Raw genomic sequence first — 25,697 nt, forward strand, 5'->3', positions numbered from 1 at the left:
GCATCGGCGACATGGTGCTGCGGTCCGTTCCCCGTGTGCTCGCGGGGTTGCTGGTATGTCTCGCCGTCCTGCTGACCGGGTGTTCCTCGTCGACGGACGCCGCCACCGGTTCCTCCTCTTCCGCCTCGGCGCCCGCCCGGGTCCCGGACGGCACGGGAACCGTCGCGGCGTCCGCGCTTCCGGCCGAGGCCCGCCAGACGCTCGCCCTCATCGACCAGGGCGGGCCCTTCCCGTACGCCAGGGACGGCGTCGTCTTCGGGAACTTCGAGCGGGAACTGCCCAGCCACCAGCGCGGCTACTACCACGAGTACACGGTGCGGACGCCCGGCTCGCGGGACCGGGGAGCCCGGCGCATTGTCACCGGGCAGGGCGGTGAGATCTACTACACCGATGATCACTACAAGTCGTTCAGGGCGGTACTGAGATGACGGACGACGGGGCGGACCGGCACGTGGTCACGCTCGACCTCGACGGAGTCGCGGACAAGGCGGACTTCATGGAGCGCTGTGCGCGGGCGCTCGGGCTGCCGGAGTGGTTCGGGCGGAACTGGGACGCGCTCGCCGACAGCCTCGCCGACCCCGGGGTCTGGCCCGCGGTTGCCGCGGAGCGGGAGCTGCTCGTGGTCGTCACCGGGTGGCAGGGCTATGCGAAGGCGCGGCCCGACGAGTGGAAGGTCGCGCGGGAGGTGTTCTCCGAGGCCGCGGACCGCACGGCGCCGCTGACCGTGGCGCTGGCTCTTGGAGGATCCCACCAGTAGTGACCTGACCAGCCTGGATGATCCGGGCGGGCATCGCATTCCAGCCGACATGGGACAATGAAGTACGTGCTCTTCCCCCTGGCTGACCTGTCCGGGGGTCACCTCGAACGACTGGGATGTGCAGCACGTGCGTTTCCTCAATGACATCCAGCCCCCGTACGACCTGACGTACGACGACGTCTTCATGGTCCCGAGCCGCAGTGCGGTCGGCTCCCGTCAGGGCGTGGACCTCTCCTCCCCGGACGGCACGGGCACCACAATCCCGCTGGTCGTCGCCAACATGACCGCCATCGCGGGCCGCCGGATGGCCGAGACCCTCGCCCGCCGCGGCGGCCTCGTGGTCATCCCGCAGGACATCCCGATCGAGGTCGTCACCGAGGTCATCTCCTGGGTCAAGGGACGCCATCTGGTGCTCGACACCCCGATCGTCCTCGCCCCTCACCAGACCGTCGCCGACGCGCTGGCCCTGCTGCCGAAGCGGGCGCACAACGCGGGCGTCGTCGTCGACGAGGACGGCCGCCCGGTCGGCGTGGTCACCGACGCCGACCTCACCGGCGTGGACCGCTTCACGCAGCTGTTCGAGGTCATGTCCCGCGACCTGCTGCTCCTCGACGCGGACATCGACCCGCGCGACGCCTTCAACAGGCTCGACGGCGCCAACCGCCGCTACGCGCCCGCCGTGGACGCGGACGGCAAGCTCGCCGGGATCCTCACCCGCAAGGGCGCCCTGCGCGCCACGCTGTACACCCCCGCCACGGACGCCGACGGCAAGCTGCGCATCGCGGCCGCCGTGGGCATCAACGGCGATGTCGCGGGCAAGGCCAAGCAGCTGCTCGACGCGGGAGTCGACACGCTCGTGATCGACACCGCGCACGGCCACCAGGAGTCGATGATCAGCGCGATCCGGACGGTGCGGGCGCTCGACCCGCAGGTTCCGATCGTCGCGGGCAACATCGTCGCCGCCGAAGGCGTTCGCGACCTGATCGAGGCGGGCGCCGACATCATCAAGGTCGGTGTCGGTCCCGGTGCCATGTGCACCACCCGCATGATGACCGGCGTCGGCCGGCCGCAGTTCTCGGCCGTGCTGGAGTGCGCCGCCGAGGCCAGGAAGTACGGCAAGCACGTCTGGGCGGACGGCGGCGTCCGCCACCCGCGCGACGTCGCGATGGCGCTCGCCGCGGGTGCGTCCAACGTCATGGTCGGCTCCTGGTTCGCGGGGACGTACGAGTCGCCGGGCGACCTCCAGCAGGACGCGGGCGGTCGCCTCTACAAGGAGTCGTTCGGCATGGCGTCGGCCCGAGCGGTCAAGAACCGCACCAGCGACGAGTCGTCCTACGACCGCGCCCGCAAGGCCCTGTTCGAGGAGGGCATCTCCACCTCCCGCATGTTCCTCGACCCGGCCCGCCCGGGCGTCGAGGACCTGATCGACTCGATCATCGCGGGCGTCCGTTCCTCGTGCACCTACGCGGGCGCCAACTCCCTGGAGGAGTTCGCCGAGAACGCGATCGTCGGCATCCAGAGCGCGGCGGGGTACGCCGAGGGCAAGCCACTGCACGCCAGCTGGAACTGACGCGCCTCCTTCTCGCGTACGGCCCCTGCGGTGCGACCGCGGGGGCTGTCGCGCATCCGGTCATGTTCGTCAGGTCCCCTTTACGTCAAGGGGATCTGACGGCATGTTGGAAGGATGACGACACCGGAGAGCATCGAGCCGCAGTACACCCTGCTGACCGCCGTGGCCCGCCTCGACGAACTGCGCGTACGGGAGTCGCTCGCCGGGGCCGGGAGCGACGCCGAGGCGCTCGACCGCACCGGGCTCCTCGAACTCCTCGCGCTGAGCGAGGTCGTGGCCCGCAAGGCGGCGTACGGCCGTCAGCTCACCATCCGCGCGGCCCGCGAGGCCGGCGCCTCCTGGTCCCAGATCGGCGCCGCCCTCGGCACCAGCAAGCAGGCGGCCTGGGAGGCCCACACCCGCTGGATCGACACGCAGGCGGCGGTCCACGGGCAGCCCGGTCGGATGGGGTTCGACGAGGCGGATGTGGCGCAGGCGCGGGCGGTGGCCGGAAGCCCGGACGAGGACTGAGCGGGGCGGGTGGGCAGGGGTGAAGGCGCCGCGCAACGAACATCCGCCGGAATGCGATGAACGCAACGATCTTGCGGAGATGCGCAAGGTTGCTGCATTACGCCCGTGAAGGCATCGCTCATAGGGTCGAGCGCTGTACGTGGTGTGGCGGGGACCCCGCTCGGTGGGTCTCCGTTGCCAGGGGGCGCTGCCGGTCCCCGTCTCCCTGACCGGCAGCGATGAAGGAGCCGATGCGTGCTCGACCAAGGCGCACCCCCGCAGTCCCGCAGTCATCCCGCCCCACCGTCCCCGGGCGTCGGTACGCGTCTCATGCGACGCAAGCCCGTGGAACGCCTGGTCGCCGAGGGTGGCCAGGGCGAGGGAGGCACCCTGCGGCGCTCTCTCGGCCTGTGGCAGCTGACGATGATCAGCATCGGTGCCACCCTCGGCACCGGGATCTTCGTCGTCCTCGGAGAGGCCGTCCCCAAGGCCGGACCCGCGGTCACCCTGTCCTTCGTGATCGCCGGACTCACGGCGCTCTTCTCGGCCCTGTCCTACGCCGAACTGGCGGGCACCATCCCGGTCGCCGGGTCCTCGTACTCGTATGCGTACGCAACGCTCGGCGAGCTGATCGCGTGGATCTGCGGCTGGTGTCTCGTCCTGGAGTACGGCGTGTCCGTCGCCGCCGTCGCGGTCGGCTGGGGCGAGTACCTCAACGAACTGCTCGACGGCACGATCGGCGTCACCATCCCGGACGCGCTGTCCGCGCCGCCCGGTGACGGGGGCATCTTCAACCTGCCCGCGCTCATCGTGGTGCTGCTCGCCATGGCGTTCCTGCTGGGCGGCGCGAAGGAGTCCGCGCGCGCCAACACGATCATGGTGCTCGTGAAGATCGCCGCGCTGGTGCTGTTCTGCGCGATCGGCATCCAGGGCTTCCGCTCCGGCAACTACGAGCACTTCATGCCGCTCGGCATGGCGGGCGTCAGCGCCGCCGGTGCCACGCTGTTCTTCTCCTACATCGGCTTCGACGCCGCCTCCACCGCCGGTGAGGAGGCCAAGAACGCGCAGCGCGACCTGCCGCGCGCGATCATGCTCTCGCTGGTCATCGTGACCGCGCTCTACGTCGTCGTCGCGGCCGTCGCCGTCGGCGCGAAGCCCTGGCGGCGCTTCAACGACTCCGAGGCCGCGCTCGCCGGGATCATGAAGGACGTAACCGGCCAGACCTTCTGGGGCACGCTGCTCGCCGCCTGCGCCGTCATCGCCATCGCCAGCGTCGTCCTGACCGTGCTCTACGGCCAGACCCGCATCCTCTTCGCCATGGCCCGCGACGGACTCGTGCCCAAGGTGTTCGCGCGGGTCCACCCGAAGACGGGCGCACCGCGCGCCAACACCGTCATCGTGTCGCTGTTCTGCGGGGTGCTCGCCGCCGCCGTCCCGCTGGGCCAACTGGCCGACGCCACCAGCATCGGCACGCTCTTCGCCTTCGCGCTCGTCAACGTCGCCGTCGTGGTGCTGCGCCGGACCCGCCCGGACATGCGGCGCACCTTCCGGGTGCCGCTGTCGCCGGTGCTGCCCGCGATCGGCTTCGCGCTGTGCGTGTGGATGATGGGCAGCCTCTCGGCCATCACCTGGGAGGTCTTCGGAGTCTGGATGGCCGTCGGGCTCGTGTTCTACTTCAGTTACGGCTACCGGCGGTCCCGGCTGGCCGCCCCCGACAGCACCGCAGTACCCGCACAGAAGTGAACCACCCACCTTGCTGAACGATCTCGACGAACGCATCGTGCACGCCCTCGCCGAGGACGCCCGACGCTCCTATGCCGACATCGGGCACCTCGTCGGCCTGTCCGCGCCCGCCGTGAAGCGGCGCGTGGACCGGCTGCGGGCCACCGGCGCCATCACCGGTTTCACCGTCCGGGTGGACCCCGCGGCGCTCGGCTGGGAGACCGAGGGGTTCGTCGAGATCTACTGCCGGCGCAACACCTCGCCGGAGACCATCCAGCGGGGCCTGGAGCGCTACCAGGAAGTCGTGGCCGCCTCCACCGTCACCGGGGAGGCGGACGCGGTCGTCCAGGTCTTCGCCTCGGACATGCGCCACTTCGAGCGGGTCCTGGAGCGGATCGCCGGGGAGCCGTTCGTGGAGCGGACGAAGTCCGTGCTGGTCCTTTCACCGCTGCTGCGACGGTTCTCCGCGGGCTCGCCGACCTAGTACGCCGACCTGGTGCGTCTGCGTAGTGCGCAGGCGTAGTACCTCGACGTACTACGCCCGCCTCACTCGGCTGTTTTCCGCGCCAGCGCGTTGTTCTCTATCGAGTTGTGCACGCTGAAGCTCACGGCGTCCGAGCGGTAGCGGTCGTCCGACCACTCCACCGGGCGCCCTTCGCGTGTCGTGGTGACACGGCGGACCCGCAACAGCGGGCTGCTGCGGCGCACCCCGAGCAGCTCGGCGTCCCGGGCGCCCGCCGCCACCGCGTCGATGACATGCTCGCCGTACGCGAAGACCAGGCCCTCGTCCTCGAACAGCCGCTGCGTCACCGAGGGGCACTGCGGCTCGATGCGCTCGACGGCGGGGGAGATCCAGTCCGCGTACACGGTCCGCTCCAGCAGTACCGGCTCCCCGTCGAGACCCCGCACGCGCAGCACGTGCAGCACCCGTGTGCCCGCCGCCAGCTGAAGGCGCACACAGTCCTCCGAGGTCGCCGGCCGGTACTCCGAGACGACCACCTGCCCCGTCGCCTCGCGCCCCATCGCGCGCGCCCACTGCGCGAAGCTGCGCAGCTCGGCGAAGCTCTGGCTGCGGCGGCTGGCCAGCACCACCCGGCGGGCGCCCTGCCGCGACCCGATGAGCCCTTCGGCGGTCAGTGCCGCGACCGCCTGGCGGACGGTGCCGCGCGAGACGCCGTAGTCGGCCGCGAGCTCCGTCTCGGCCGGCAGCAGATCGCCGACCGTGTACTCCTCGCGGTCGATCGCCCGCCGCAGCTCGTCGGCGATCTCCTCGTGTCGCGCCGGCATGCTTCCCCTCTGATTCGGTCTCTGTGCACAGCGTGATCAGCCTAATCGAGATCGGAGCGTGATCAGGGCGCCCCGGGATTGTGCAGGGAATAGGGGCTCAGGGTTTCGCCAGAGTTTACGAACAGGACACCGGCGGAGGGCGTACTGAGGCCAACTTGTTCAGACAAGTTCGCTGTGCCTCCTGAAATCCCTCGTGCGTCCCCCTGGAGAGACCGTGACCGTGTCCCTGCCGAGAACAGCCGTCATCGGCGGCTCACTCGCCATCGCCGCAGCCTTCGCCCTCAGCGCGTGCGGCGCGGCCCCCGACAACGCGTCGACCACCGCCGACGGCAAGAGCGCCGCCACCGCGACCTCCGCCAAGGACTTCGGCGGAATGGACGCGCTGGTCAAGGCGGCCAAGAAGGAAGGCGCGCTGCACGCGATCGCGCTGCCCCGCGACTGGGCCAACTACGGAGCCCTCCTCGACGGGTTCAAGAAGAAGTACGGCATCAAGGTCGAGGTCGAGAACCCGGACGGCTCCAGCCAGGACGAGATCAACGCCGTGACGTCGAGGAAGGGACAGGACCGCACCCCGGACGTCCTCGACCTCGGCAGCTCCTTCGCGCTGAGCGCCGCACAGCAGGGCCTGCTCGCGCCCTACAAGCCGGCCGGCTTCGGTGACATCCCCGAGGGCCAGAAGGACCCGAAGGGGCAGTGGTTCAACGACTACGGCGGCTACATCTCCATCGGCTGCGACGCGAAGCGAGTCAAGACCTGTCCGACGACCTTCGCGGACCTGCTCAAGCCGCAGTACAAGGGCCAGGTCGCCCTCAACGGCAACCCCACCAAGTCGGGTTCGGCCTTCGGCGGCGTATGGGCGGCCTCGCTGGCCAGCGGAGGCTCCTTCGACGACATCCAGCCCGGCCTGGACTTCTTCGCCAAGCTGAAGAAGAACGGCAACTACACGCCCGTCGAGTCGACCCCGGCCACCGTCGAGAAGGGCGAGACCCCGATCAGCATCGACTGGGACTACCTGAACGCCGGGTACGCCGAGGAGTTCACGTCCAAGGGCGTCGACTGGAAGGTCGCGGTCCCCTCCGACGGCAAGTTCTCCCAGTACTACTCCCAGGCCATCAACAAGGACGCCCCGCACCCGGCGGCCGCCCGTCTGTGGCAGGAGTACCTCTACAGCGCCGAGGGCCAGAACCTCTGGCTCAAGGGGTACGCCCGCCCGGCCCTGATGACCGCCATGGAGAAGGCCGGCACGCTCGACAAGACCGCCGCCGCCAAGCTCCCGAAGGTGTCGGGCACGCCGAGCTTCCCGACCGAGGCCCAGCAGAGCAAGGCCAAGGGCGTCCTCGCCCAGGGCTGGGGCAAGGCCGTCTCCGGATGACCGCCGTCCTCACCGAGGCCGACGTGGCGCCCGCCGCTGCTCCCCAGCAGCAGCGGCGGCGCCGCGCCCCCGGCTGGCTCGCCGTCGTCCCGCTGCTCGTCTTCGTCGCGATCGCCTTCGGGATCCCCGCCCTGGCCATGCTGAACGGCGCCTTCACCGTCAAGGACCAGGCCACCGGCGCCACTTCGTACACGGCGTCCAACATGACGGACTCCGTGCAGGGCGCCTACCTCACCGCCCTCCTCGGCAGCGTCAAGCTCTCCGCCGTCTCCGCCGGACTCGCGGCCGTGCTCGGACTGCCGCTCGCCCAGGCCGTGGTGACCTCCCGCTCCCGCGCACTGCGCGAGGCCGTGCTCACCGCCTCCGGGGTCCTCGCCAACTTCGGCGGCGTCCCGCTCGCCTTCGCCTTCGTCGCCACCCTCGGCAACGCCGGTGTGCTCACCACCCACCTCGGCCTCAAGGACCACGGCTGGGACCTCTACAGCTTCTGGGGCCTGGTCCTCGTCTACCTCTACTTCCTGATCCCGCTGATGGTCCTCACCATCACGCCCGCCCTCGACGGACTGTGCACCCAGTGGCGCGAGGCGGCGCAGAACAACGGCGCCACCGGTGTCCAGTACTGGCGGCACGTGGCGCTGCCGGTCCTGGCACCCTCCCTGCTCGGCGGCCTCGTTCTCCTCTTCGGCAGCGCCTTCGCCGCGTACGCCACCGCCGCGGCCATGGTGGGCAGTTCGGTCCCGCTGGTCACCCTGCAGATCGCCGACGCCATCTCCGGCAACGTCCTGGTCGGCCAGGAGAACGTGGCGCTCGCCCTCAGCCTCGACATGGTCCTCATCGCGGGCCTGGTCATGGCCGTCTACCTGCCCCTGCAACGACGGAGTGCACGATGGCTCGCCTGAATCCGTGGCGCTGGGCCGTCCTCGCCTGCGCCGCCGTCTACTTCCTGGTCCCGCTCGCCGCGTCCGTGATCTTCACGGTCGACGTGCCGGGCGGGGTCAGCTTCGACGCCTACCGGCAGATCGTCTCGGCCGACGGTTTCACCTCCAGCCTGGTGCTCTCGCTGGAACTGGCCGCCGCCACCATCGCGGTGGTGCTGCTGCTGATGGTGCCCGCCATGGTCGCGCTGCGGCTCGGCGCGCCCCGGTTGCGTCCCGTCGTCGAGGTCGTCTGCTCGCTGCCGCTGGTCGTGCCGCCCATCGCGTTCGTCGCCGGCATCAGCACGATCCTGAAGTGGGGGCCCGAACACCTTTCCCGTACGCCGCTGTTCGAGACGTTCGTCGCGATCCAGAACCCGGACTTCCCCTTCGTCCTCGTTCTCGCCTACGTCGTGATGGCGCTGCCCTTCGTGTACCGGGCGCTGGACGCCGGGCTGCGCGCCATGGACGTGCGCACGCTGGTCGAGGCGGCGCGCAGCTGCGGGGCGAACTGGCCGCAGGCCCTCGTGCAGGCGGTACTGCCCAATCTGCGCGGCGCGCTGCTCAACGCCTCCTTCCTCACCCTGGCGCTGGTGCTCGGCGAGTTCACCGTGGCGCAGCTGCTCGGCTTCCGGCCCTTCGCCGTGTGGATCTACACCGTCGGCAGCTCGCAGGCCCAGCTGTCCGTCGCCGTCTCCGTGCTCAGCCTGCTCGTCACCTGGGCACTGCTCCTCGCGCTCGCCGGCCTCGGCGGACGCTCCCGTACCGCCGCATCCCGGGGATGAACGCATGACCACCACCACGCTTGAGAAGACGGCCGTCGGCAAGGCGGCCACCGTCGAATTCCGGGGCCTGCGCCGGGAGTTCGGCCCGACCGTCGCCCTCGACGGCCTCGACCTGATCGTCCAGCCGGGCGAACTGCTCGCCCTGCTCGGCCCGTCCGGCTGCGGCAAGACCACCGCGCTGCGCATGCTCGCCGGATTCGAGCACCCCGACTCCGGCCAGGTGCTGGTCGACGGCGAGGACGTCACGCGCGTCCCGGCCCACCGCCGCGACGCCGGGATGGTCTTCCAGGCGTACAGCCTCTTCCCGCACCTCAGCGCAGTCGACAACGTGGGCTTCGGACTGCGGATGCGCAAGGTCCGTACGGCCGAACGGCGCACCCGGGCCGCCGAGTTGCTCGACCTGGTGGGACTCGCCGACAAGGGCGAGCGGTTCCCGCACCAGCTCTCCGGCGGCCAGCAGCAGCGTGTCGCGCTGGCCCGCGCGCTCGCTCTGCGCCCGCGCGTCCTGCTGCTCGACGAACCCCTGTCGGCGCTCGACGCGAAGGTGCGGCTCACCCTGCGCGAGGAGATCCGCCGCCTCCAGCAGGAACTCGGCATCACCACCCTGTTCGTGACGCACGATCAGGAAGAGGCGCTGTCCATGGCGGACCGGGTCGCCGTGATGCGGGCCGGACGGCTCGAACAGTGCGCCGCCCCCGCCGAGTTGTACGGCCGGCCGGCCACCGCCTTCGTCGCCGAGTTCGTCGGCACGATGAGCCGGATTCCGGGACGGCTGTCCGACGGGGCGGTCGAGGTGCTGGGACAGCGGCTGCCGGTCGACGGGGAAGCGCCGGCCGGCCCGGAGGTGGACGTGCTGGTGCGGCCCGAGGCCGTGCACATCGCGGCCTACGACCAGGGCACCGCGCGCGTCGTCGCCACCGCCTTCCTGGGCGCCGCGACCCGCGTGACCGTACGACTCCCCGACGCGACCGAGGTCAAGGCCGACCTGCCGACCCACGACGCCGTCATGCTGGGCGCCGGTGCCGCCGTGACGGTGACGCTGCCCGAGCGACCGGTGCTGGTCGCCGAGCGCACGCACTGAACCCCACCCGCCGACCGAGAGAGAGCACCGTGACCCACCGCACCACCCCCCAACCCACCCTCCAGGCCGTTCTGTTCGACATGGACGGCACGCTCGTGGACACCGAGCGGCTGTGGTGGGAGGCGGTGGACCTGGTGGCCGCCGGGCTCGGCAGACCGCTCGGCGAAGCCGATCAGCCGGAGGTGCTGGGGCGCCCGGTCGAGCACACCGCCGCCTGGCTGGGGCGCGGCACGGGTGCGGCGGCCGAGGCGATCGCCGGGGAGCTGCACCGGGAGTTCGCCGAGCGTGTGCGTACCGGCATCGTGCCGCGCCCCGGTGCGCTCGGCCTGCTCGACGCCCTCGCCCGGGACGGCGTACCGACCGCGCTGGTCACCGCGTCGCCGCGGGCGGTCGCCGACACCGTCCTCGAAGCCCTCGGAGCCGAACGCTTCGCGGTCTCCGTCACCGCCGACGACACCGAGCACACCAAGCCCGCCCCGGATCCCTACCTCGCGGCCTGCCGTGCCCTCGGAGTGGATCCGGCAGGCTGCGTGGCCGTCGAGGACACCGGGACGGGGGTCGCCTCGGCCGAGGCGGCGGGCTGCGCGGTGCTCGCCGTGCCTTCGCTCGCACCGATCGGCCCGGCGCCCGGACGGACCGTGCTGGCCAGCCTGGAGGAGGTGGACCCGGCCCTGCTGCGGGCCCTGGTCGTGCCCCGGGAAATCCGCGTCATGAGCTGGAACCTCTGGCTCGGCGGCACACCGGTCGACGACCACCGGGCCAAGCAGCTCAAGGTGATCCTGGAGACCGGCGCCGATGTCGTGGGCCTCCAGGAGACCGGCGGCACCGCGGCCCAGGAACTCGCCGAGGCCCTCGGCTGGCACCACCACCGGGCCGGCGAGAACCTCGGCGTCCTCAGCCGCTACCCGATCACCGCCCGCCTCGGCGACCCGGACGTCGGCTTCTACGGAGCTGCCGGCGCGCGCATCCGCATCGGCGCGACGCGGGAGGTGGACGTCTGGACCGCCCACCTCCACTACACGCCGTACGGGCCCTACGAGTCCGCCTTCGACGGCCTCCCGGCGGGCGAACTGATCGCCCACGAGGAGGTCAGGCTCGCCCAGATGCGGGACACGCTGCGGCGGATCGCCGAGTCGTGCGACGAGAGCACCCCCGTGGTTCTCGTGGGCGACTTCAACGCGCCCTCGCACCTGGACTGGCCGCACGTGACCTGGCCGGTCACCAAGGCGGCCGAGGAGGCGGGACTGCGCGACTCCTACCGCGAGGCGCACCCCGACCCGGTCGCCCACCCCGGCCCCACCTGGTCGCCGATCCACGCGGAGCACGAGGACGGCAGCGGGCGCCCCGAGCCACAGGACCGGATCGACTACGTCCTGCACCGCGGCCTGAAGGTGCTCGACTCCCGCACCTTCGTCAGCGGCACCCCGCGTCCCTGGCCCGACGTGGCGGACAACGACTGGCCGTCGGACCACGCGGCCGTGATCACGACCTTCCGGACCGACTAGAACTTCGGCTGCCAGGGCACCACCGTGAAGTCGCCGGTGCCCTGCTTGACCCTCTCGAAGGGCGCCGAGCTGACGCACTTGGGCAGGTCCTTGGTCTCCGCCGGATTACCGACCGACGCCCAGCTGTAGCCGAGGCGGTCGTGGCGGCCGAGGTCGTGGACGGTGACACCGACCCGTTTGCCCTTGGCTCCGGGCAGGTCGGACTCGGTGATGACACCGGAGACCACGGCCACCTTGCCGCCGGTGACCAGGCAGTCGACCTTGGCCTTGGCATACGCGCCGTCGCCGTTCAGGTAGTGGCTGAAGCGGAACGTGCCCGTTGCCTTCGACGGGTCGTCGTTGTCCTTGGCCGCCAGATGGGCGTCGAAGGAGAAGGTGATGTCGTCGCCCGCTACGCGGTACAGCTTGGCGGTGCCGGTGAGCGCGGCGGCCTCGCGCCGGTGATGGTCGTTTCCGTTCGAGGCCACGGCGGATCCCGCCGCCCCGGCGGTGAACAGTACGGCGGTGATGAGCACGGCGATCCCCGTACAACGGGTGACGCGGTTCATGGCGGTCCTTTCCGCAGGTGAGAGGGACAGCCACTACTGTTCCGCCGATGCCCGCCGGGTACATCGGGCCGCGGACGTCACCCGGCCTCCGCCGCCCGGCGGGGACGCCGCCGTGACCTACGCCTCCAGGAGGACCCGGGGTACGTCTCGGGGCGCGCAACGAATCGCCGTCGGGGCGGTGGTGCACGCAACGAATCGTTCACCGGCGCGCAACGGCTCCTTCTTGTCCGGCCCAGCCCGGCGACCGTACCGTCTATCTGGGCCCGTCCGGCCCCCACCAACCCCTCCGTACCGGTGAGGCACACGCATGCGCACAGCCCTGCTCCAGAGCTCCGGCCGCCCCGGCTCCGTCGCCGTGAACCTGAAGGTTCTCGACGAGGCCGCGGGCCGCGCCGCCGCCGCGGGCGCCGGGCTCCTGGTGGCACCGGAGATGTTCCTGACCGGGTACGCGATCGGCGACGACATCGCCCACCTCGCCGAGAGCGCCGACGGGGAGTCCGCCGACGCGATCGCCGAGACCGCCGGCCGGCACGGCGTCGCGATCGCCTACGGCTACCCGGAGCGCTCCGCGGACGCGGTCTTCAACTCCGTCCAGCTGATCTCCGCCGACGGCAGCCGCCTCGCGAACTACCGCAAGACCCACCTCTTCGGCGGCTTCGAGCGCGATCACTTCACGCCCGGCGACCAGCCCGTCGTCCAGGCCGAGCTGGGTGGTCTCCGCGTCGGGCTCATGATCTGCTACGACGTCGAGTTCCCGGAGAACGTCCGCGCGCACGCCCTCGCCGGCACCGACCTCCTCCTGGTGCCCACCGCGCAGATGCACCCCTTCCAGTTCGTCGCCGAGTCCCTCGTCCCGGTGCGCGCCTTCGAGAACCAGATGTACATCGCGTACGTCAACCGGGTCGGCCAGGAGGGGGAGTTCGAGTTCGTCGGCCTCTCCGCGCTCGCCGGTCCCGACGGAGTCGCGCGCGCCCGGGCGGGCCGCGGCGAGGAGTTGGTCCTCGCCGACGCCGACCCGGTTGCTCTCGCGGCCTCGCGCGAGGCGAACCCGTATCTGCAGGACCGCCGCCCCGGTCTCTACGGGTCCCTGATCTGACGAGCGGTCAACCAGCCTTCCCCTCACCAGCTTTCGCGCAAGGAGTCCGTACCCCATGACGTCCACCGTGCCCAACGCCGTCCAGCACGCCGACGTGCAGCAGCCGCCGATCACCATGTTCGGCCCGGACTTCCCGTACGCGTACGACGACTTCCTCGCGCACCCCGCGGGCCTCGGCCAGATACCGGCGACCGAGCACGGCACCGAGGTCGCCGTCATCGGCGGCGGCCTGTCCGGCATCGTGGCCGCGTACGAGCTGATGAAGATGGGCCTGAAGCCGGTCGTCTACGAGGCGGACCAAATCGGCGGCCGGCTGCGCACCGTCGGCTTCGAGGGCTGCGACCCGGCGCTGACCGCCGAGATGGGGGCGATGCGCTTCCCGCCGTCCTCCACGGCGCTGCAGCACTACATCGACCTGGTGGGCCTCGAAACCCGGCCGTTCCCCAACCCCCTTGCGGAGTCGACGCCTTCGACGGTCGTCGACCTGAAGGGCGAGTCGCACTACGCGACCTCCGTCGACGACCTGCCGCAGGTCTACCGCGACGTGATGAACGCGTGGAACGCCTGCCTGGAAGAGGGCGCCGACTTCTCCGACATGAACCAGGCCATGCGCGAGCGCGACATCCCGCGCATCCGCGAGATCTGGGCGAAGCTCGTCGAGAAGCTCGACAACCAGACCTTCTACGGCTTCCTGTGCGAGTCGGAGTCCTTCAAGTCCTTCCGGCACCGCGAGATCTTCGGCCAGGTCGGCTTCGGCACCGGCGGCTGGGACACCGACTTCCCCAACTCCATCCTGGAGATCCTGCGCGTCGTCTACACCGAGGCCGACGACCACCACCGCGGCATCGTCGGCGGCTCCCAGCAGCTGCCGACGCGCCTGTGGGAGCGCGAGCCCGAGAAGATCGTGCACTGGGCCTACGGCACCTCGCTGGCGACCCTGCACGTCAACGGGCAGCCGCGCCCCGCCGTGACGCGCCTCAACCGCACCTCCGGCAACCGGATCACGGTGACGGACGCGAACGGCGACATCCGTACGTACCAGGCGGCGATCTTCACCGCCCAGTCCTGGATGCTGCTCTCCAAGATCGCCTGCGACGACTCGCTCTTCCCGATCGACCACTGGACGGCGATCGAGCGTACGCACTACATGGAGTCGAGCAAGCTCTTCGTCCCCGTGGACCGGCCGTTCTGGCTGGACAAGGACGAGGTCACGGGCCGCGATGTCATGTCGATGACGCTCACCGACCGTATGACGCGCGGCACCTACCTCCTCGACGAGGGCCCGGACAAGCCCGCCGTCATCTGCCTCTCGTACACGTGGTGCGACGACAGCCTGAAGTGGCTGCCGCTGTCCGCGAACGAGCGGATGGAGGTCATGCTGAAGTCGCTCGGCGAGATCTACCCGAACGTCGACATCCGCAAGCACATCATCGGCAACCCGGTGACCGTCTCCTGGGAGAACGAGCCCTACTTCATGGGCGCGTTCAAGGCCAACCTGCCCGGCCACTACCGCTACCAGCGGCGCCTGTTCACGCACTTCATGCAGGACCGGCTCGCCGCGGACAAGCGCGGCATCTTCCTCGCCGGCGACGACATCTCCTGGACCGCGGGCTGGGCGGAGGGCGCCGTCCAGACCGCGCTGAACGCGGTCTGGGGCGTCATGCACCAGCTGGGCGGCACCACCGACCCGACCAACCCCGGGCCCGGCGACGTCTACGACGAGATCGCGCCGGTCGAGCTGCCCGAGGACTGACAGGCCGTCAAATCCCGGCCGCGCGCGCCTTCTCGTACACCTCGGCGGCGACCTCCTTGAGCTCCTCGGCGTCGCGTGTGGAGCCCTGGAGGTCGATCAGGATCTCGTCGAGACCGACCTCGGCGTGTGCGGCCAGGTCGTCGACGATCTGGTCGACGCTGCCGCGGAAGGGGGCCCGGTCGGCGCCGTCGTACCCCTTGGCCTGGTAGCGCGCATTGGTGCGCAGGGCCGTCAGTATCGGCTCGGTGCGGCCGCGCTCGGCGGCCAGCTCCTGGAGGCCGCGCCACTGCGCGGCGAGTGCCTCGGCGCCCATCCCCACCGGCAGCCAGCCGTCGGCGTGGTCGACCAGACGGCGCTGGGCCTTCTTCGAGCCCGCCGCCAGCAGGATCGGGATCGGCCGGGCGGGCTTGGGGCCGACGGCGGCCGAGGCGATCTTCGTGAGGTGTCCGTCGTACGACACCGGGTCCGGGCCCCACACCGCGCGGCACACCTCGATCAGCTCGTCCAGCGCCTGCCCGCGCTCCTCGAACGGCCGTACCGACGCGGCCGCGTACTCGTCGTGGGACCAGCCCGTGCCGAAGCCCGCGAGGACCCGGCCGCCGCTCGCGGAGTCCAGTGCGGCGAGGGACTTGGCGAGCTGGAAGGGCACGTGCAGCGGGGCGATCAGGACGCTGCTGCCGAGCCGGGCCCGCTCGGTGGCCGCGGCGGCGAGCGTGAGGGTGACCAGCGGCTCGGCCACGCCGCGGTAGCTGTCCGGCCAGGGGAGGCCCTCGATCCCGTACAGGCCCTGGGTGGCGGGCTCGGGGAACAGCGCCCGCTCGTACACCCAGAGGCTCTCGTAGCCGATGTTCTCGGCGGTGCGCGCCACGTCGGGCACGTCGCGTCCGAGGTCGTACTGCCTGTTCTGGGGAAGTCCGAGTCCGAGCCTTGTCGCCATGCCCACCGCTCCTTCGACACGTGGTCAGATCATGTCGAACGTACAACGTTCACCGAGGAGTTCGGGCGATCTTGGGTGGGAACCGGCCACCAGGTGTCCGGATCAGTCCGGCAGCGGCGTGAGCAGCATGCGGCCCGCGAAACCGACCGCCCCGTCGAGGCGCTGTCCGAACTCCTCCGCAAGATCGGGCAGTCCGCGCAGGGCCCACAGGGCCCGGGCCGCCGACCAGGTCGCCTCGCGGGCCCGCTCCAGGCTCCAGGAGCCGAGCAGATGGGTGAGCGGGTCGGCGATCTGGAGGACGTCGGGGCCCGGCATCAGATCTTCGCGGATGCGCTCCTCCAACGAGACGAGGACATCGCCCACGCGGTCGAACTCGTCCTCCAGGTCTGCCGGTTCGCAGCCGAGCGTACGGCAGGCGTCCACCACCGCGAGCGCCAGATCGTGCCCGATGTGCGCATTGATGCCCGCGAGCGCGAACTGCAGCGGACGTACTCCGGGATGACGACGGAACTGCAGCAGCGGCCGCCAGCAGGCGGGCGGCCACCCCTCCTCGGCCACGTTCAGATAGCGCTCCGCGAACCGCACGTCCAGCGTGATCGCCGCCTCGGTGTCCGCGAACTCCCCGGCGTCCAGGCGCCGGTCGATCTCCTCCGTGACGGCGAGGTAGACACGGTTGAAGACCGCGATCCCGTCCCGCTCCGGGAGGGCGGCGGCCAGGGCGCGCATGCGGAGGACGACGGTGTCCATTGCGTATACGGAAGGGGTGAACTGTTCCAACTGCGCCATGGGGGCAGGGTCCCAGTCCTAGGCTGGCCGCACTGCCGCCGGGCCGGACGCTTCCCCAGAACGGGGGAACGCGGCCGCGGCCGGAGGGGGGAGCGCAGGTGTCAGGCTTACGCGCCCAGCGCCTGGCCGCACGCAGGGCCGAGCGCAGGCGGGCCGCCCGGCGCAGCGCCATGGTCGCTGCCGCCTCGCTCGTGGTCGCGGTCGGCAGCGCGACCGGGGTGATGTCCGCCCTCGCCGACGGCCGCCCGTCGACCGACGCCAGGCCTCTGGTGACCCGCTCGCCGAGCCTGCGACCACAGCCCGCTGTGCCCACGCCCTCGCCGTCGAAGACCCCGGCCTCGCCCTCCCCTTCGACGGTCAAGTCCTCGGCGAAACCGCGCCCCGAGCCCGCCAGGACCACTCCGCGGGAGACGGCGAACGGCTCCGCGCGGCTCTACCGCCACTCCGACTCCCAGGTCCTGGACTGGGTCTCCTCCCATCCCGGCGACGCGCGGCGAGCGGTCATCGCCTCCCGGATCGCCGACCGCCCCGCCGCCGTCTGGTTCGCGGACTTCACGCCGTCCGCCATCACCGGCCGCGTCAGGGCGGTGACCTCGGCCGCCGCCGCGCAGGGCCGCGTCCCGGTCGTCGTGCCGTACGCCATACCCCAGCGCGACTGCGGCGGCGCCTCGGAGGGCGGGGCGCCCGACCTCACCGCGTACGACGGCTGGATGGACCGTTTCGCGGCGGGCCTCGGCGCCGGCGAGGTCATCGTGATCCTGGAGCCCGACTCCATCGCCCAGTCCGACTGCCTCACCACGGGCGAACGGGCCGACCGCTTCGCCTCGTTGGCCCGCGCGGGCCGCGTCCTCAAGGCCGCGGACCCGCAGGCCCGGGTCTACTTCGACGCGGGCCACTCCGACTGGAACCCGGCCGCCCAGCAGGCCGCCCTCCTCAAGCAGGCGGGCGCCGCCTCGGCCGGCGCCTCCGACGGCGTCTTCACCAACGTGTCCAACTTCCACCGCACGAGCGCGGAGATCGCCTACGCCCGTCAGGTGCTGTCCGCGCTGGGCGGCCCGGCGAGCCTGGGGGCCGTCGTCGACACCAGCCGCAACGGCAACGGCGCCCCGGCCGACGGCGAGTGGTGCGATCCGGACGGCCGGAAGATCGGACAGGCGCCGACCCTGCGGACCGGTGAGGCACGGATCGACGCCTATCTCTGGGTCAAGCTGCCGGGCGAGTCCGACGGCTGCAAGGGCTCGCCGGGGGCCTTCTCGCCCGCGTACGCCTACGAGTTGGCGCGCTGAGAGGCTGCGTCGGACTCGGTGTCGTAGGACGAGGTGCCTTCGTCCAGCAGCGGTTGCTGCGACTTGAGGTGCGCCGGGGCCATCGCCCGCAGGGCGTGGTAACCGGTGATCACCACGAGCGTGCCGAGCGCGATGCCGCTGAGCGAGAAGGTGTCGGTGAACTTCATGGTGACGCCGCCGACGCCGATGATGATGCCCGCGGCGGCCGGCACCAGGTTCAGCGGATTGCGCAGGTCCACCCGGGCGTTGAGCCAGATCTGCGCGCCGAGCAGGCCGATCATGCCGTACAGGATGACGGTGATCCCGCCGAGCACCCCGCCCGGGATCGCGGCGACGATCGCACCGAACTTCGGGCAGACGCCGAAGAGGAGAGCGAAGCCGGCGGCGGCCCAGTACGCGGCCGTGGAGTAGACGCGGGTCGCGGCCATCACGCCGATGTTCTCCGAGTACGTGGTGTTGGGCGGGCCGCCGACCGCGGTGGAGAGCATCGAGGCGACGCCGTCCGCGGAGATGGCGGTGCCCAGCTTGTCGTCCAGCGGATCGCCGGTCATCTCGCCGACCGCCTTGACGTGTCCGGCGTTCTCGGCGACCAGCGCGATGACGACGGGCAGCGCCACGAGGATCGCCGACCACTGGAAGGACGGCCCGTGGAAGGAGGGCAGGCCGATCCAGTCCGCGTTGCCGACACCGGACAGATCAAGGCGCCAGTGGTCGGTGAGCTTTCCGCTCGCGTCGACCGAGTGGATCTTCCCGAAGATCCGGTCGAACGCCCATGAGATCCCGTACCCGAAGATCAGCCCCAGGAAGATCGCGACCCGCGACCAGAAACCGCGCAGGCATACCACGGCCAGACCGGTGAACAGCATCACCAGCAACGCCGTCCACTGGTCCTGCGGCCAGTACGTCGAGGCGGTGACCGGCGCGAGGTTGAAGCCGATCAGCATGACGACGGCGCCGGTGACGATCGGCGGCATCGCGGCGTGGATGATCCGCGCCCCGAACCGCTGGACCGCGAGCCCCACCAGGAACAGCACGGCGCCCACGACGAGGACCGCGCCCGTCACGGTCGCACTGCTGCCGCCCTGCGCGCGGATCACCGCCGCGACACCCACGAAGGAGAGCGAGCAGCCGAGGTAGCTGGGCACCCGGCCGCGGGTCGCGAGCAGGAAGATCACGGTCGCTGCGCCGGACATCATGATCGCCAGATTGGGGTCCAGGCCCATGAGGACCGGTGCGACGAACGACGCCCCGAACATGGCCACCACGTGCTGGGCGCCGAGCCCGATCGTGCGCGGCCACGAGAGGCGTTCGTCGGGGCGGACCACCGCTCCGGGTGCGGGCGTGCGCCCGTCGCCGTGCAGTTTCCAGCGGACGCCGAGATCCATGGTGGGGGTTCGCTTTCCTCGTACGTGAAGCTTTGTCCGGACCATTGTCATGTGCACCTGGCGGTCCTACGCTCGCACGGTCCCACTCATGAACTCTGTTCACATACCTGTATCCCTGATGGGAGTGCTGGATGAGTGCAAGACCCCGCTTCCGGATTCTGCTGACGGCCGCGGCCGTGTGCGCGGCCGTCGCCGTCGCCGTCCCCTCCGCTCCGGCCCCGGCCGCCGCTGCGGCGCCTGTGGCGCCGAAGGTGCCGGGCACCGTCGTCCTCGACGGCACCCGGCTCCAGCAGGCGAAGGTCCGCCTGGACCAAGGAGACCCCCAACTGAAGGGAGCGCTGCGGGACTTGACCGCGCGCGCCGACAACTGGCTCGGCCAGGGCCCCTGGACGGTCGTCGACAAGCCGAGACCCGCCCCGGGCGGTGACGTCCACGACTACCTCAGTCAGGCCCCGTACTGGTGGCCCTCGCAGCCCAAGTCGGCCGACAATCCCTGGGGTTGCCCCTACGTCCAGCGCGACGGGCAGCGCAATCCCGAGGTCGACACGGGCACCGACCGCCAGGACGCCGAGAAGGTCTTCGACTCGACATACGAACTCTCCCTCGCCTGGTACTACACCGGCAGAAAGCAGTACGCCGAGAAGGCCGCCGCCGTCCTGCGGACCTGGTTCCTCGACCCGGCCACGCGGATGAACCCCGAGCTGGAGCACGGCCAGTTCATCCCCTGCAAGTACGACGGCCGGGCCATCGGCATCATCGACTTCTCACAGTCCTACACCAGCGTCCTGGACGCGATCGCCCTGCTGAACACGGGCGCTCCCGGCTGGTCGAAGAGTGACCGGACGGCGATGCGCGCCTGGAACGCCGACTTCCGCGACTGGCTGGCGGACAGCGCCTTCGGCAAGGAGGAGGGCGCCGCCAAGAACAACCACGGCACCTTCTACGACCTCCAGCTCGCCGCCCTCGCGTACGCCACCGGCGACAGGGATCTCGCCCGGCGGACCGTCCTGGACTCCCGTGCCCGGCGGATCGACCTGCAGATAGCCGCCGACGGGAGCCAGCCGCAGGAACTGGCCCGCACCCGCAGCTGGCACTACTCGACCTTCGACCTGGTCGCCTACACCCGGCTCGCCGCCATCGGCCGGCATGTCGGCGTGAACCTCTGGACCTACCGGGGGCCGGACGGGCAGAGCCTGTTCGGAGCGGTCGACTACCTGCTGCCCGCCGCCACGGGGGCCCGGCCGTGGCCGTATCCGGAACTCGAGTTCCACCGTTACGCGGCGAGCGACGTCGTCCACGCCGCCGCCGACGCGGGGGACAGGGCGGCCAAGACCGCCGTCCCGAAGCTGGAGGCACCGCCGGGCGGCGACCTGTGGGCGCTGCGGCCCGCCGCTGAGCAACTGGACTCGATAGCGGGCTGAGCCCGGACGGAGCGGGGGCCCTCACGGGCCAGGGCTCCTGAGCGTCAGCTCGGGATGGAGCCGCGGTTTTCAGCCACCGCACTCCCGTCCCGTACTTCTCAGGAGCCCCACCCGTGACCGCCGCCGCACCCCGCGTCGTTGAGCGACCTGTTCAGGAGCGCGGGCCGGAAACCGCCGCGCTCGGGGAGCTGATCCTCGGACGGTCGCGATCGCCCGCGCGCAGCACGCCCGCGAAGACGGCGAGCCCGGACGCCAGCACCGTGACCAGGATGAACGACACCATCAGGCTCGTCGTCTGGGCCAGTCCGCCGATCACGCTGGGGGCGACCAGGCCCGAGGTGTACGTCACGGTCGCGACGCCCGCGATGGCCTGGCTCGGGTTCGGACCACTGCGTCCTGCCGCGGCGAAGCAGAGCGGGACGACGACCGCGATGCCGAGGCCCATCAGCGCGAAGCCGGTCATGGCCACCGCCGGGTTCCCGGCCACCACGACGAGCAAGCCGCCCAGCGTCGCGAGGAATCCACCCGTGCGGACCGTGCGCACCGTGCCGAAGCGGTTCACCACCGCGTCGCCCACGATCCGGGCGACCGCCATGGTGAGCATGAAGCCCGTCGTGCACGCGGCCGCGAGGCCGGCGGAGCTGCTCAGGCGGTCCCGCAGATACACCGCCGACCAGTCGAGGCTGGCGCCCTCGGCGAACACCGCACAGAACCCGACCGCGCCGATGAGCAGCGCCGACCTCGGCGGCAGCGCGAACCGCGGGGGCGGCTCCTCGTCCTCGGTGGCCCTCAGGTCGAACACCCACCGGCAGGCGATCAGGCCCAGCACCGTCAGCACCGCGGCCGCCAGCGCATGGTGCACCCGTGCGTCGGAACCCAGGTGCGCGGCGAGCGTGCCTGCTGCCGAGCCGACCAGGGCACCCGCGCTCCACATGCCGTGCAGCCCGGACATGATCGACTTGCCGAGGCGGTTCTCGACCTCGACGCCCAGGGCGTTCATCGCGACGTCCGCCATGCCCGCCGTGGCGCCGTAGGTGAACATCGCGACGCACAGTGTGAGCAGGTTCGGCGCGAGGGAAGGGAGGGTCAGGGCCAGCGTCCAGAGCGCGAGCAGGCCGCGCAGGGCCGTACGGCTGCCGAAGCGGTGGCTGATCCGGCCGGCGAGCGGCATCGAGACGGAGGCGCCGAAGGCCGTGAAGGCGAGGGCGAACCCGAGCTGGCCCGTACCCACCGAGGCGTGGTCCTGGATCCACGGCACCCGGGTCGCGAAGGAGCCGGTGACCGCGCCGTGCACCGCGAACACGGTGGCCACCGCGTACCGGGCCTGCTTCACCTCGCGCTGGTCGTAGACCACATCACTCATCTTCCGGCCCCTCCCGGCTCTGCTTCCCGTGCTGACGCCGTAAACTATCAGGAACCCTGCCTGATAGATAGGCGATAAGGTGCCACCCTCGGGCCGACGGCGGTACGGCCCGCGTGATCTGGGAGGATCCCCGGCATGCCCGCACCCGCGTCCCCGAGCACGGCCCGAGCCATCAACGACCGGCTCGCCCTGCGGCTGCTCCAGCAGGAAGGCCCCCTGACGGCCGGGCAGTTGAAGCAGCTCACCGGACTGTCCCGGCCCACGGTCGCCGACCTGGTCGAGCGCCTCGCGGCCGCCGGGCTGATCGCGGTGGTGGGGGAGTCGGGGGAGCAGCGGCGCGGACCGAACGCCAGGCTCTACGGCATCGTCGCCGACCGGGCGTACCTCGCCGCCCTCGACGTCCGTACCGAGAGCGTCTCCGTGGTGGTCTCCGACCTGCTGGGTGCGGAGCTCGCCCGGGCTTCGGTGCCCATCGCGGACGACGCCGGTACGGGGCCCGCCGTCGAGCAGGCGGTCGCCCTCGTGGAGCGCGCCGCGAAGGAGGCGGGGGCCGAGCGGCTGCACACCGTCGGGATCGGCGCGCCCGGCCTCATCGACCCCGCCACCGGCGAACTCCGCGACTCCTCGGGCCTGCCCCAGTGGCACCGCCGGCTGGTCGCCGCCCTCCAGGAGCGGTTGCCGGCCCGGGTGATCGTCGAGAACGAGACCAACCTGGCCGCCCTCGCCGAACAGCGCGACGGCGCCGCCCGCGACCGTGACACCTTCGTCCTGCTCTGGCTCGGCCACGGCACCGGCGCCGCCGTCGTCCTCGACGGTTCCCTCCGCCGCGGTGCCTCCGGCGGCACCGGCGAAATCGGCTTCCTCCCGGTCCCCGGCACGACCACCCTCCCCTCGGCGACGGACTGCGAAGGCGGCTTCCACTCCCTCGCCGGGGCCGCGGCGATCGCCCGGCTCGCCATGGAACACGGGCTCACGGCGGAGCCGACGGCACATGAGCCGCGCGCGGCGGCGCTGGTGCGGGAGGCGGTGGACGGCGCCGACGGAGCCCCCGCCGCCGCCCGCTTCCTCGACGCCCTGGCCGACCGCGTCGCCATCGGCGCCGCCTCGGTCGTCGCCGTGCTCGACCCCGGCTGCGTTGTCCTCGGCGGTGAGGTAGGGCAGGCGGGCGGCGACGTACTCGCCGCCCGAGTCGAGCAGCGGCTTGCCCGCATGTCGCCCTTGCCGGCCGAGGTCCGGGCAAGCGCCCTGGGCGGCAACGCTGTCCTACGCGGCGCGTTGCTGACGGCCCGGGACGGCGCCCAGGACGAGCTGTTCGCACCGCCACAGCGATAGCCTCCCGCCGCTGGGTTTGCCGGCGGCGCAGGGCTTCCGGTGGGCTGCTGAGCGACGCCGGCGGTAGCGCCCGATAGGGGCGCGGGGAACTGCGCGACCAGCCACAACCCACCTGCGGTCGGCGCACCGGCCTGCCCGTGTGGACGCTGAGCTGCACCGGCGTGGGCTGCTGAGTAACGCCGGCGGTAGCGCCCGATAGGGGCGCGGGGAACTGCGCGACCGGCCACGACGGGCCCGCGGTCGGCGCACGGCCTGCCCGTGGGGGCGGCCCGCCAAGTGGCGAGCGCGGCGCCAGCCGGAAAGCGCCCCCGGCGAACCCCCGCGCCGGTCCCCAGAACGCCCCCGGCGAGACCCGTCACCGCCCGTCGGCACCCCGCGCAGCCAGGTACTCCTCGAACGTCCCCTTGCCCACGGCCCGCTCCGGCGCCAGATGGCCGCCGGCCCGGAAACCGCGAACGGCCTTGCCCGGCAAGGGGACGCTGACGATGGGCCGCCTGCGGCCGGTCGCGCGGAGGTAGGCGTGGGCCAGTTCCCGGAGCGTACGAACCTCAGGGCCGCCCATGTCCTCGACGCGACCCGCGGGTGCGCCGACAGCGAGTTCGGCCAGGCGGACCGCGACCTCCGCGACCTCGATCGGCTGGTCACCGATCCCCGCCGGAAGCAGCATCACCGGCAGTTTCGCGAGCGACCGGAAGAGCATCACCGGGAGGTCGTGGAACTGCGTCGTGCGCAGGATCGTCCAGCCGAGCCCCGACTCCTGGACGACCCGCTCGACCGCCAGCTTGGTCCTGTAGTAGCCGAGCGGCACCACGTCCACGCCGACGATCGAGATGTAGACCAGGTGGGAGACGCCTGCCGTGCGGGCGGCTTCGATCAGATGCGCGGCCGCCTCCTCGTCACCCCCGCGCTGCGTGGTGGCGCAGTGCACGACGGTGTCCACGCCCTCGACGGCGGTGTCCAGCGCGCCGCCGCCCTCGCGCAGATCCACGGCGTACGGCTGGGAGTGCCGGCTGAGCACCCGCACCTCGTGACCTTCCGCGCGCAGTCGTTCGGCGACGAGCCGGCCGAGGGTTCCGGTGCCGCCGGTCACCAGGATCGTGGTCATGCTGTTGAGTCCTTTCCATGTCAGGCGCTCCCGTCCGGAGCACCCGCTGTCAGCCGGGACCGCACAGCGCCCGCGGATGTGACAGCGCCCGGCCGCCTAGGGGGTGCTTTGAAAGTCCCGCACAGCACCCGCGGCGCCCGGCACGCGCCCCCGCCGCACCGGCCGAAGTCCCAAGTACGTCCAGTACGAGGGCCTTCGTCCGGCACGCCGAGGGCGCGCACCGAACACCGCGGGCACCGCACAGGACTTTCAAAACACCCCCTAGCCGAGCTGCCGCTCCACGAACCCCAGCTTGTCGGGGTTGACCACCGCCCGCACCCGCACGATCAGCCCGGCGCGGACCTCGAACGCCACCACCGCCATCAGCCGCTCGCCCGCCCATCCCAGCAGCGCCGGGCCGCCGTTGACCTCGGCCGTCGTGAGGTCCAGGCCCGCGGCGAGGCGCCCCGCGCCGCGCTCCAGGAACCGCAGGACCTTCTCGCGGCCCTCGATCGGCAGCCGTGCCGCGGTGACCTTGCCGCCGCCGTCGCTCCACCAGGTCACGTCGGCCGCGAGAAGCTTCTCCAGACCGGTCAGATCGCCTTCGCGGGCCGCGGTGACGAAGGACGCCACGAGCCCTTCCTGCTGCTCGGGCGAGGGCCGGAAACGAGTCTCGGGCGCGGTGATGCGCCGCACCGCCCGCCCGTAGACCTGGCGGCAGTTGGCCTCGCCGAGGTCGAGCACCCCCGCGATCTCACGATGGCTGTACGCGAAGGCCTCCCGCAGCACGTACACCGCACGCTCGGTCGGTGTCAGCCGTTCGAGCAGGAGCAGCAGTGCCAGGGACACGGCGTCGCGCTGCTCGGCCGACTCCAGGGGCCCGAGCGTGCCGTCCGAGGTGAGTACCGGTTCCGGCAGCCAGGGCCCGGCGTACTCCTCGCGCCGGGCGCGGGCCGAGGTGAGCCGGTTGAGGCAGAGGTTGGTGACCACCTTGGCCAGCCAGGCGCCGGGCTGCTCGATTCGCGCCGGGTCGGCCCCGCTGAAGCGCAGATACGCGTCCTGCACGGTGTCCTCGGCGTCCGCGGCCGAGCCCAGCATCCGGTACGCCAGCCCGAAGAGGCGCCCCCGATGGCTCTCGAACACGTCGGCCGGCTCCGTCGAAGTCACGTCGCCAGCCTGGCAGAAGCCGGGTGGAGGCCCGGCGGCGGGGCAAGGGCCTCCGTC

The 25,697-nt window shown here is 71.6% G+C and carries 24 protein-coding genes; 16 read left to right on the plus strand and 8 right to left on the minus strand.

What is annotated here, in order from left to right; translation table 11 throughout:
• Positions 1–11 precede the first annotated feature (11 nt).
• From ACN6LB_RS13690 to ACN6LB_RS13715, 6 genes are all read left to right on the plus strand, one after another.
• The gene (locus ACN6LB_RS13690; protein ID WP_445026024.1) at positions 12–428 is read left to right on the plus strand and encodes a ribonuclease domain-containing protein; all 417 of its coding nucleotides are present in this window, start codon (positions 12–14) and stop codon (positions 426–428) included.
• Positions 425–757 carry a barstar family protein gene (locus tag ACN6LB_RS13695; RefSeq protein ID WP_356139931.1) on the plus strand — a complete coding sequence of 111 codons (333 nt, stop codon included), beginning with the start codon at positions 425–427 and terminating at the stop codon, positions 755–757. The genes ACN6LB_RS13690 and ACN6LB_RS13695 overlap by 4 nt, the downstream gene beginning before the upstream one ends.
• A 127-nt stretch (positions 758–884) precedes the next feature.
• The gene (locus ACN6LB_RS13700) at positions 885–2,327 is read left to right on the plus strand and encodes a GuaB1 family IMP dehydrogenase-related protein (RefSeq protein WP_356139930.1); all 1,443 of its coding nucleotides are present in this window, start codon (positions 885–887) and stop codon (positions 2,325–2,327) included.
• Between the two features lie 114 nt (positions 2,328–2,441).
• Complete coding sequence (locus ACN6LB_RS13705) at positions 2,442–2,837, plus strand: hypothetical protein (protein WP_445026025.1); 396 nt, start codon at positions 2,442–2,444, stop codon at positions 2,835–2,837.
• 234 nt (positions 2,838–3,071) lie between these two features.
• Entirely contained in the window at positions 3,072–4,559 is a 1,488-nt protein-coding gene (locus ACN6LB_RS13710) for an amino acid permease (protein ID WP_445026026.1), read from the plus strand.
• Positions 4,560–4,569: 10 nt separating this feature from the next.
• Positions 4,570–5,022, plus strand: a complete 453-nt coding sequence (locus ACN6LB_RS13715) for an Lrp/AsnC family transcriptional regulator (protein ID WP_356139927.1) — start codon at positions 4,570–4,572, stop codon at positions 5,020–5,022.
• A gap of 62 nt (positions 5,023–5,084) precedes the next feature.
• On the opposite strand, the gene ACN6LB_RS13720 is transcribed toward ACN6LB_RS13715, so the two are convergent.
• Positions 5,085–5,825, minus strand: coding sequence for a GntR family transcriptional regulator (locus tag ACN6LB_RS13720; RefSeq protein WP_445026027.1), 741 nt, complete (start codon positions 5,823–5,825; stop codon positions 5,085–5,087).
• A gap of 214 nt (positions 5,826–6,039) precedes the next feature.
• Between ACN6LB_RS13720 and ACN6LB_RS13725 the strand changes: the two genes are divergently transcribed.
• The 5 genes from ACN6LB_RS13725 to ACN6LB_RS13745 are packed head-to-tail and all read left to right on the plus strand — an operon-like array spanning position 6,040 to position 11,482.
• Positions 6,040–7,197 carry an ABC transporter substrate-binding protein gene (locus tag ACN6LB_RS13725; RefSeq protein ID WP_445026028.1) on the plus strand — a complete coding sequence of 386 codons (1,158 nt, stop codon included), beginning with the start codon at positions 6,040–6,042 and terminating at the stop codon, positions 7,195–7,197.
• Positions 7,194–8,096 carry an ABC transporter permease gene (locus ACN6LB_RS13730; RefSeq protein ID WP_445026029.1) on the plus strand — a complete coding sequence of 301 codons (903 nt, stop codon included), beginning with the start codon at positions 7,194–7,196 and terminating at the stop codon, positions 8,094–8,096. Before ACN6LB_RS13725 ends, ACN6LB_RS13730 begins: the two co-directional genes overlap by 4 nt.
• Positions 8,084–8,896, plus strand: a complete 813-nt coding sequence (locus tag ACN6LB_RS13735) for an ABC transporter permease (RefSeq protein WP_445026030.1) — start codon at positions 8,084–8,086, stop codon at positions 8,894–8,896. Before ACN6LB_RS13730 ends, ACN6LB_RS13735 begins: the two co-directional genes overlap by 13 nt.
• A gap of 4 nt (positions 8,897–8,900) precedes the next feature.
• Positions 8,901–9,977 carry an ABC transporter ATP-binding protein gene (locus ACN6LB_RS13740; RefSeq protein ID WP_445026031.1) on the plus strand — a complete coding sequence of 359 codons (1,077 nt, stop codon included), beginning with the start codon at positions 8,901–8,903 and terminating at the stop codon, positions 9,975–9,977.
• A 29-nt stretch (positions 9,978–10,006) separates the two neighbouring features.
• Positions 10,007–11,482 carry an HAD-IA family hydrolase gene (locus ACN6LB_RS13745; protein WP_445026032.1) on the plus strand — a complete coding sequence of 492 codons (1,476 nt, stop codon included), beginning with the start codon at positions 10,007–10,009 and terminating at the stop codon, positions 11,480–11,482.
• Here ACN6LB_RS13745 and ACN6LB_RS13750 read toward each other — a convergent pair.
• Positions 11,479–12,030, minus strand: a complete 552-nt coding sequence (locus tag ACN6LB_RS13750; RefSeq protein ID WP_445026033.1) for a Repetin — start codon at positions 12,028–12,030, stop codon at positions 11,479–11,481. The two genes, ACN6LB_RS13745 and ACN6LB_RS13750, sit on opposite strands and share 4 nt — an antisense overlap.
• A gap of 307 nt (positions 12,031–12,337) precedes the next feature.
• On the opposite strand from ACN6LB_RS13750, the gene ACN6LB_RS13755 reads away from it, so the two are divergent.
• Positions 12,338–13,126 carry a carbon-nitrogen hydrolase family protein gene (locus tag ACN6LB_RS13755; protein WP_445026034.1) on the plus strand — a complete coding sequence of 263 codons (789 nt, stop codon included), beginning with the start codon at positions 12,338–12,340 and terminating at the stop codon, positions 13,124–13,126.
• 55 nt (positions 13,127–13,181) lie between these two features.
• A complete protein-coding gene (locus tag ACN6LB_RS13760) occupies positions 13,182–14,879 on the plus strand; it encodes a flavin monoamine oxidase family protein (RefSeq protein WP_445026035.1) in 1,698 nt (565 codons plus the stop codon).
• A 7-nt stretch (positions 14,880–14,886) separates the two neighbouring features.
• Here the strand turns inward: ACN6LB_RS13760 and ACN6LB_RS13765 are convergent, their stop codons facing one another.
• The gene (locus ACN6LB_RS13765; RefSeq protein ID WP_445026036.1) at positions 14,887–15,816 is read right to left on the minus strand and encodes an LLM class F420-dependent oxidoreductase; all 930 of its coding nucleotides are present in this window, start codon (positions 15,814–15,816) and stop codon (positions 14,887–14,889) included.
• A gap of 102 nt (positions 15,817–15,918) precedes the next feature.
• Positions 15,919–16,602, minus strand: coding sequence for a DUF5995 family protein (locus ACN6LB_RS13770; protein WP_445026037.1), 684 nt, complete (start codon positions 16,600–16,602; stop codon positions 15,919–15,921).
• A gap of 170 nt (positions 16,603–16,772) precedes the next feature.
• On the opposite strand from ACN6LB_RS13770, the gene ACN6LB_RS13775 reads away from it, so the two are divergent.
• Positions 16,773–17,888, plus strand: coding sequence for a glycoside hydrolase family 6 protein (locus tag ACN6LB_RS13775; protein WP_445026103.1), 1,116 nt, complete (start codon positions 16,773–16,775; stop codon positions 17,886–17,888).
• On the opposite strand, the gene ACN6LB_RS13780 is transcribed toward ACN6LB_RS13775, so the two are convergent.
• Positions 17,870–19,273 (minus strand): uracil-xanthine permease family protein, encoded by a 1,404-nt coding sequence (locus tag ACN6LB_RS13780; RefSeq protein WP_445026038.1) that lies wholly within the window; start codon positions 19,271–19,273, stop codon positions 17,870–17,872. The genes ACN6LB_RS13775 and ACN6LB_RS13780 overlap by 19 nt on opposite strands.
• Positions 19,274–19,404: 131 nt before the next feature.
• On the opposite strand from ACN6LB_RS13780, the gene ACN6LB_RS13785 reads away from it, so the two are divergent.
• The gene (locus ACN6LB_RS13785; RefSeq protein WP_445026039.1) at positions 19,405–20,694 is read left to right on the plus strand and encodes an alginate lyase family protein; all 1,290 of its coding nucleotides are present in this window, start codon (positions 19,405–19,407) and stop codon (positions 20,692–20,694) included.
• Positions 20,695–20,845: 151 nt separating this feature from the next.
• On the opposite strand, the gene ACN6LB_RS13790 is transcribed toward ACN6LB_RS13785, so the two are convergent.
• A complete protein-coding gene (locus ACN6LB_RS13790; protein WP_445026040.1) occupies positions 20,846–22,057 on the minus strand; it encodes an MFS transporter in 1,212 nt (403 codons plus the stop codon).
• 135 nt (positions 22,058–22,192) lie between these two features.
• On the opposite strand from ACN6LB_RS13790, the gene ACN6LB_RS13795 reads away from it, so the two are divergent.
• A complete protein-coding gene (locus tag ACN6LB_RS13795; RefSeq protein ID WP_445026041.1) occupies positions 22,193–23,389 on the plus strand; it encodes an ROK family transcriptional regulator in 1,197 nt (398 codons plus the stop codon).
• A gap of 355 nt (positions 23,390–23,744) precedes the next feature.
• On the opposite strand, the gene ACN6LB_RS13800 is transcribed toward ACN6LB_RS13795, so the two are convergent.
• Positions 23,745–24,494, minus strand: a complete 750-nt coding sequence (locus tag ACN6LB_RS13800; protein WP_445026042.1) for an SDR family oxidoreductase — start codon at positions 24,492–24,494, stop codon at positions 23,745–23,747.
• Between the two features lie 261 nt (positions 24,495–24,755).
• Entirely contained in the window at positions 24,756–25,640 is an 885-nt protein-coding gene (locus ACN6LB_RS13805) for an RNA polymerase sigma-70 factor (RefSeq protein WP_445026043.1), read from the minus strand.
• Between the last annotated feature and the right edge of the window lie 57 nt (positions 25,641–25,697).

The sequence above is a fragment of the Streptomyces sp. SAS_270 genome (assembly GCF_052543295.1).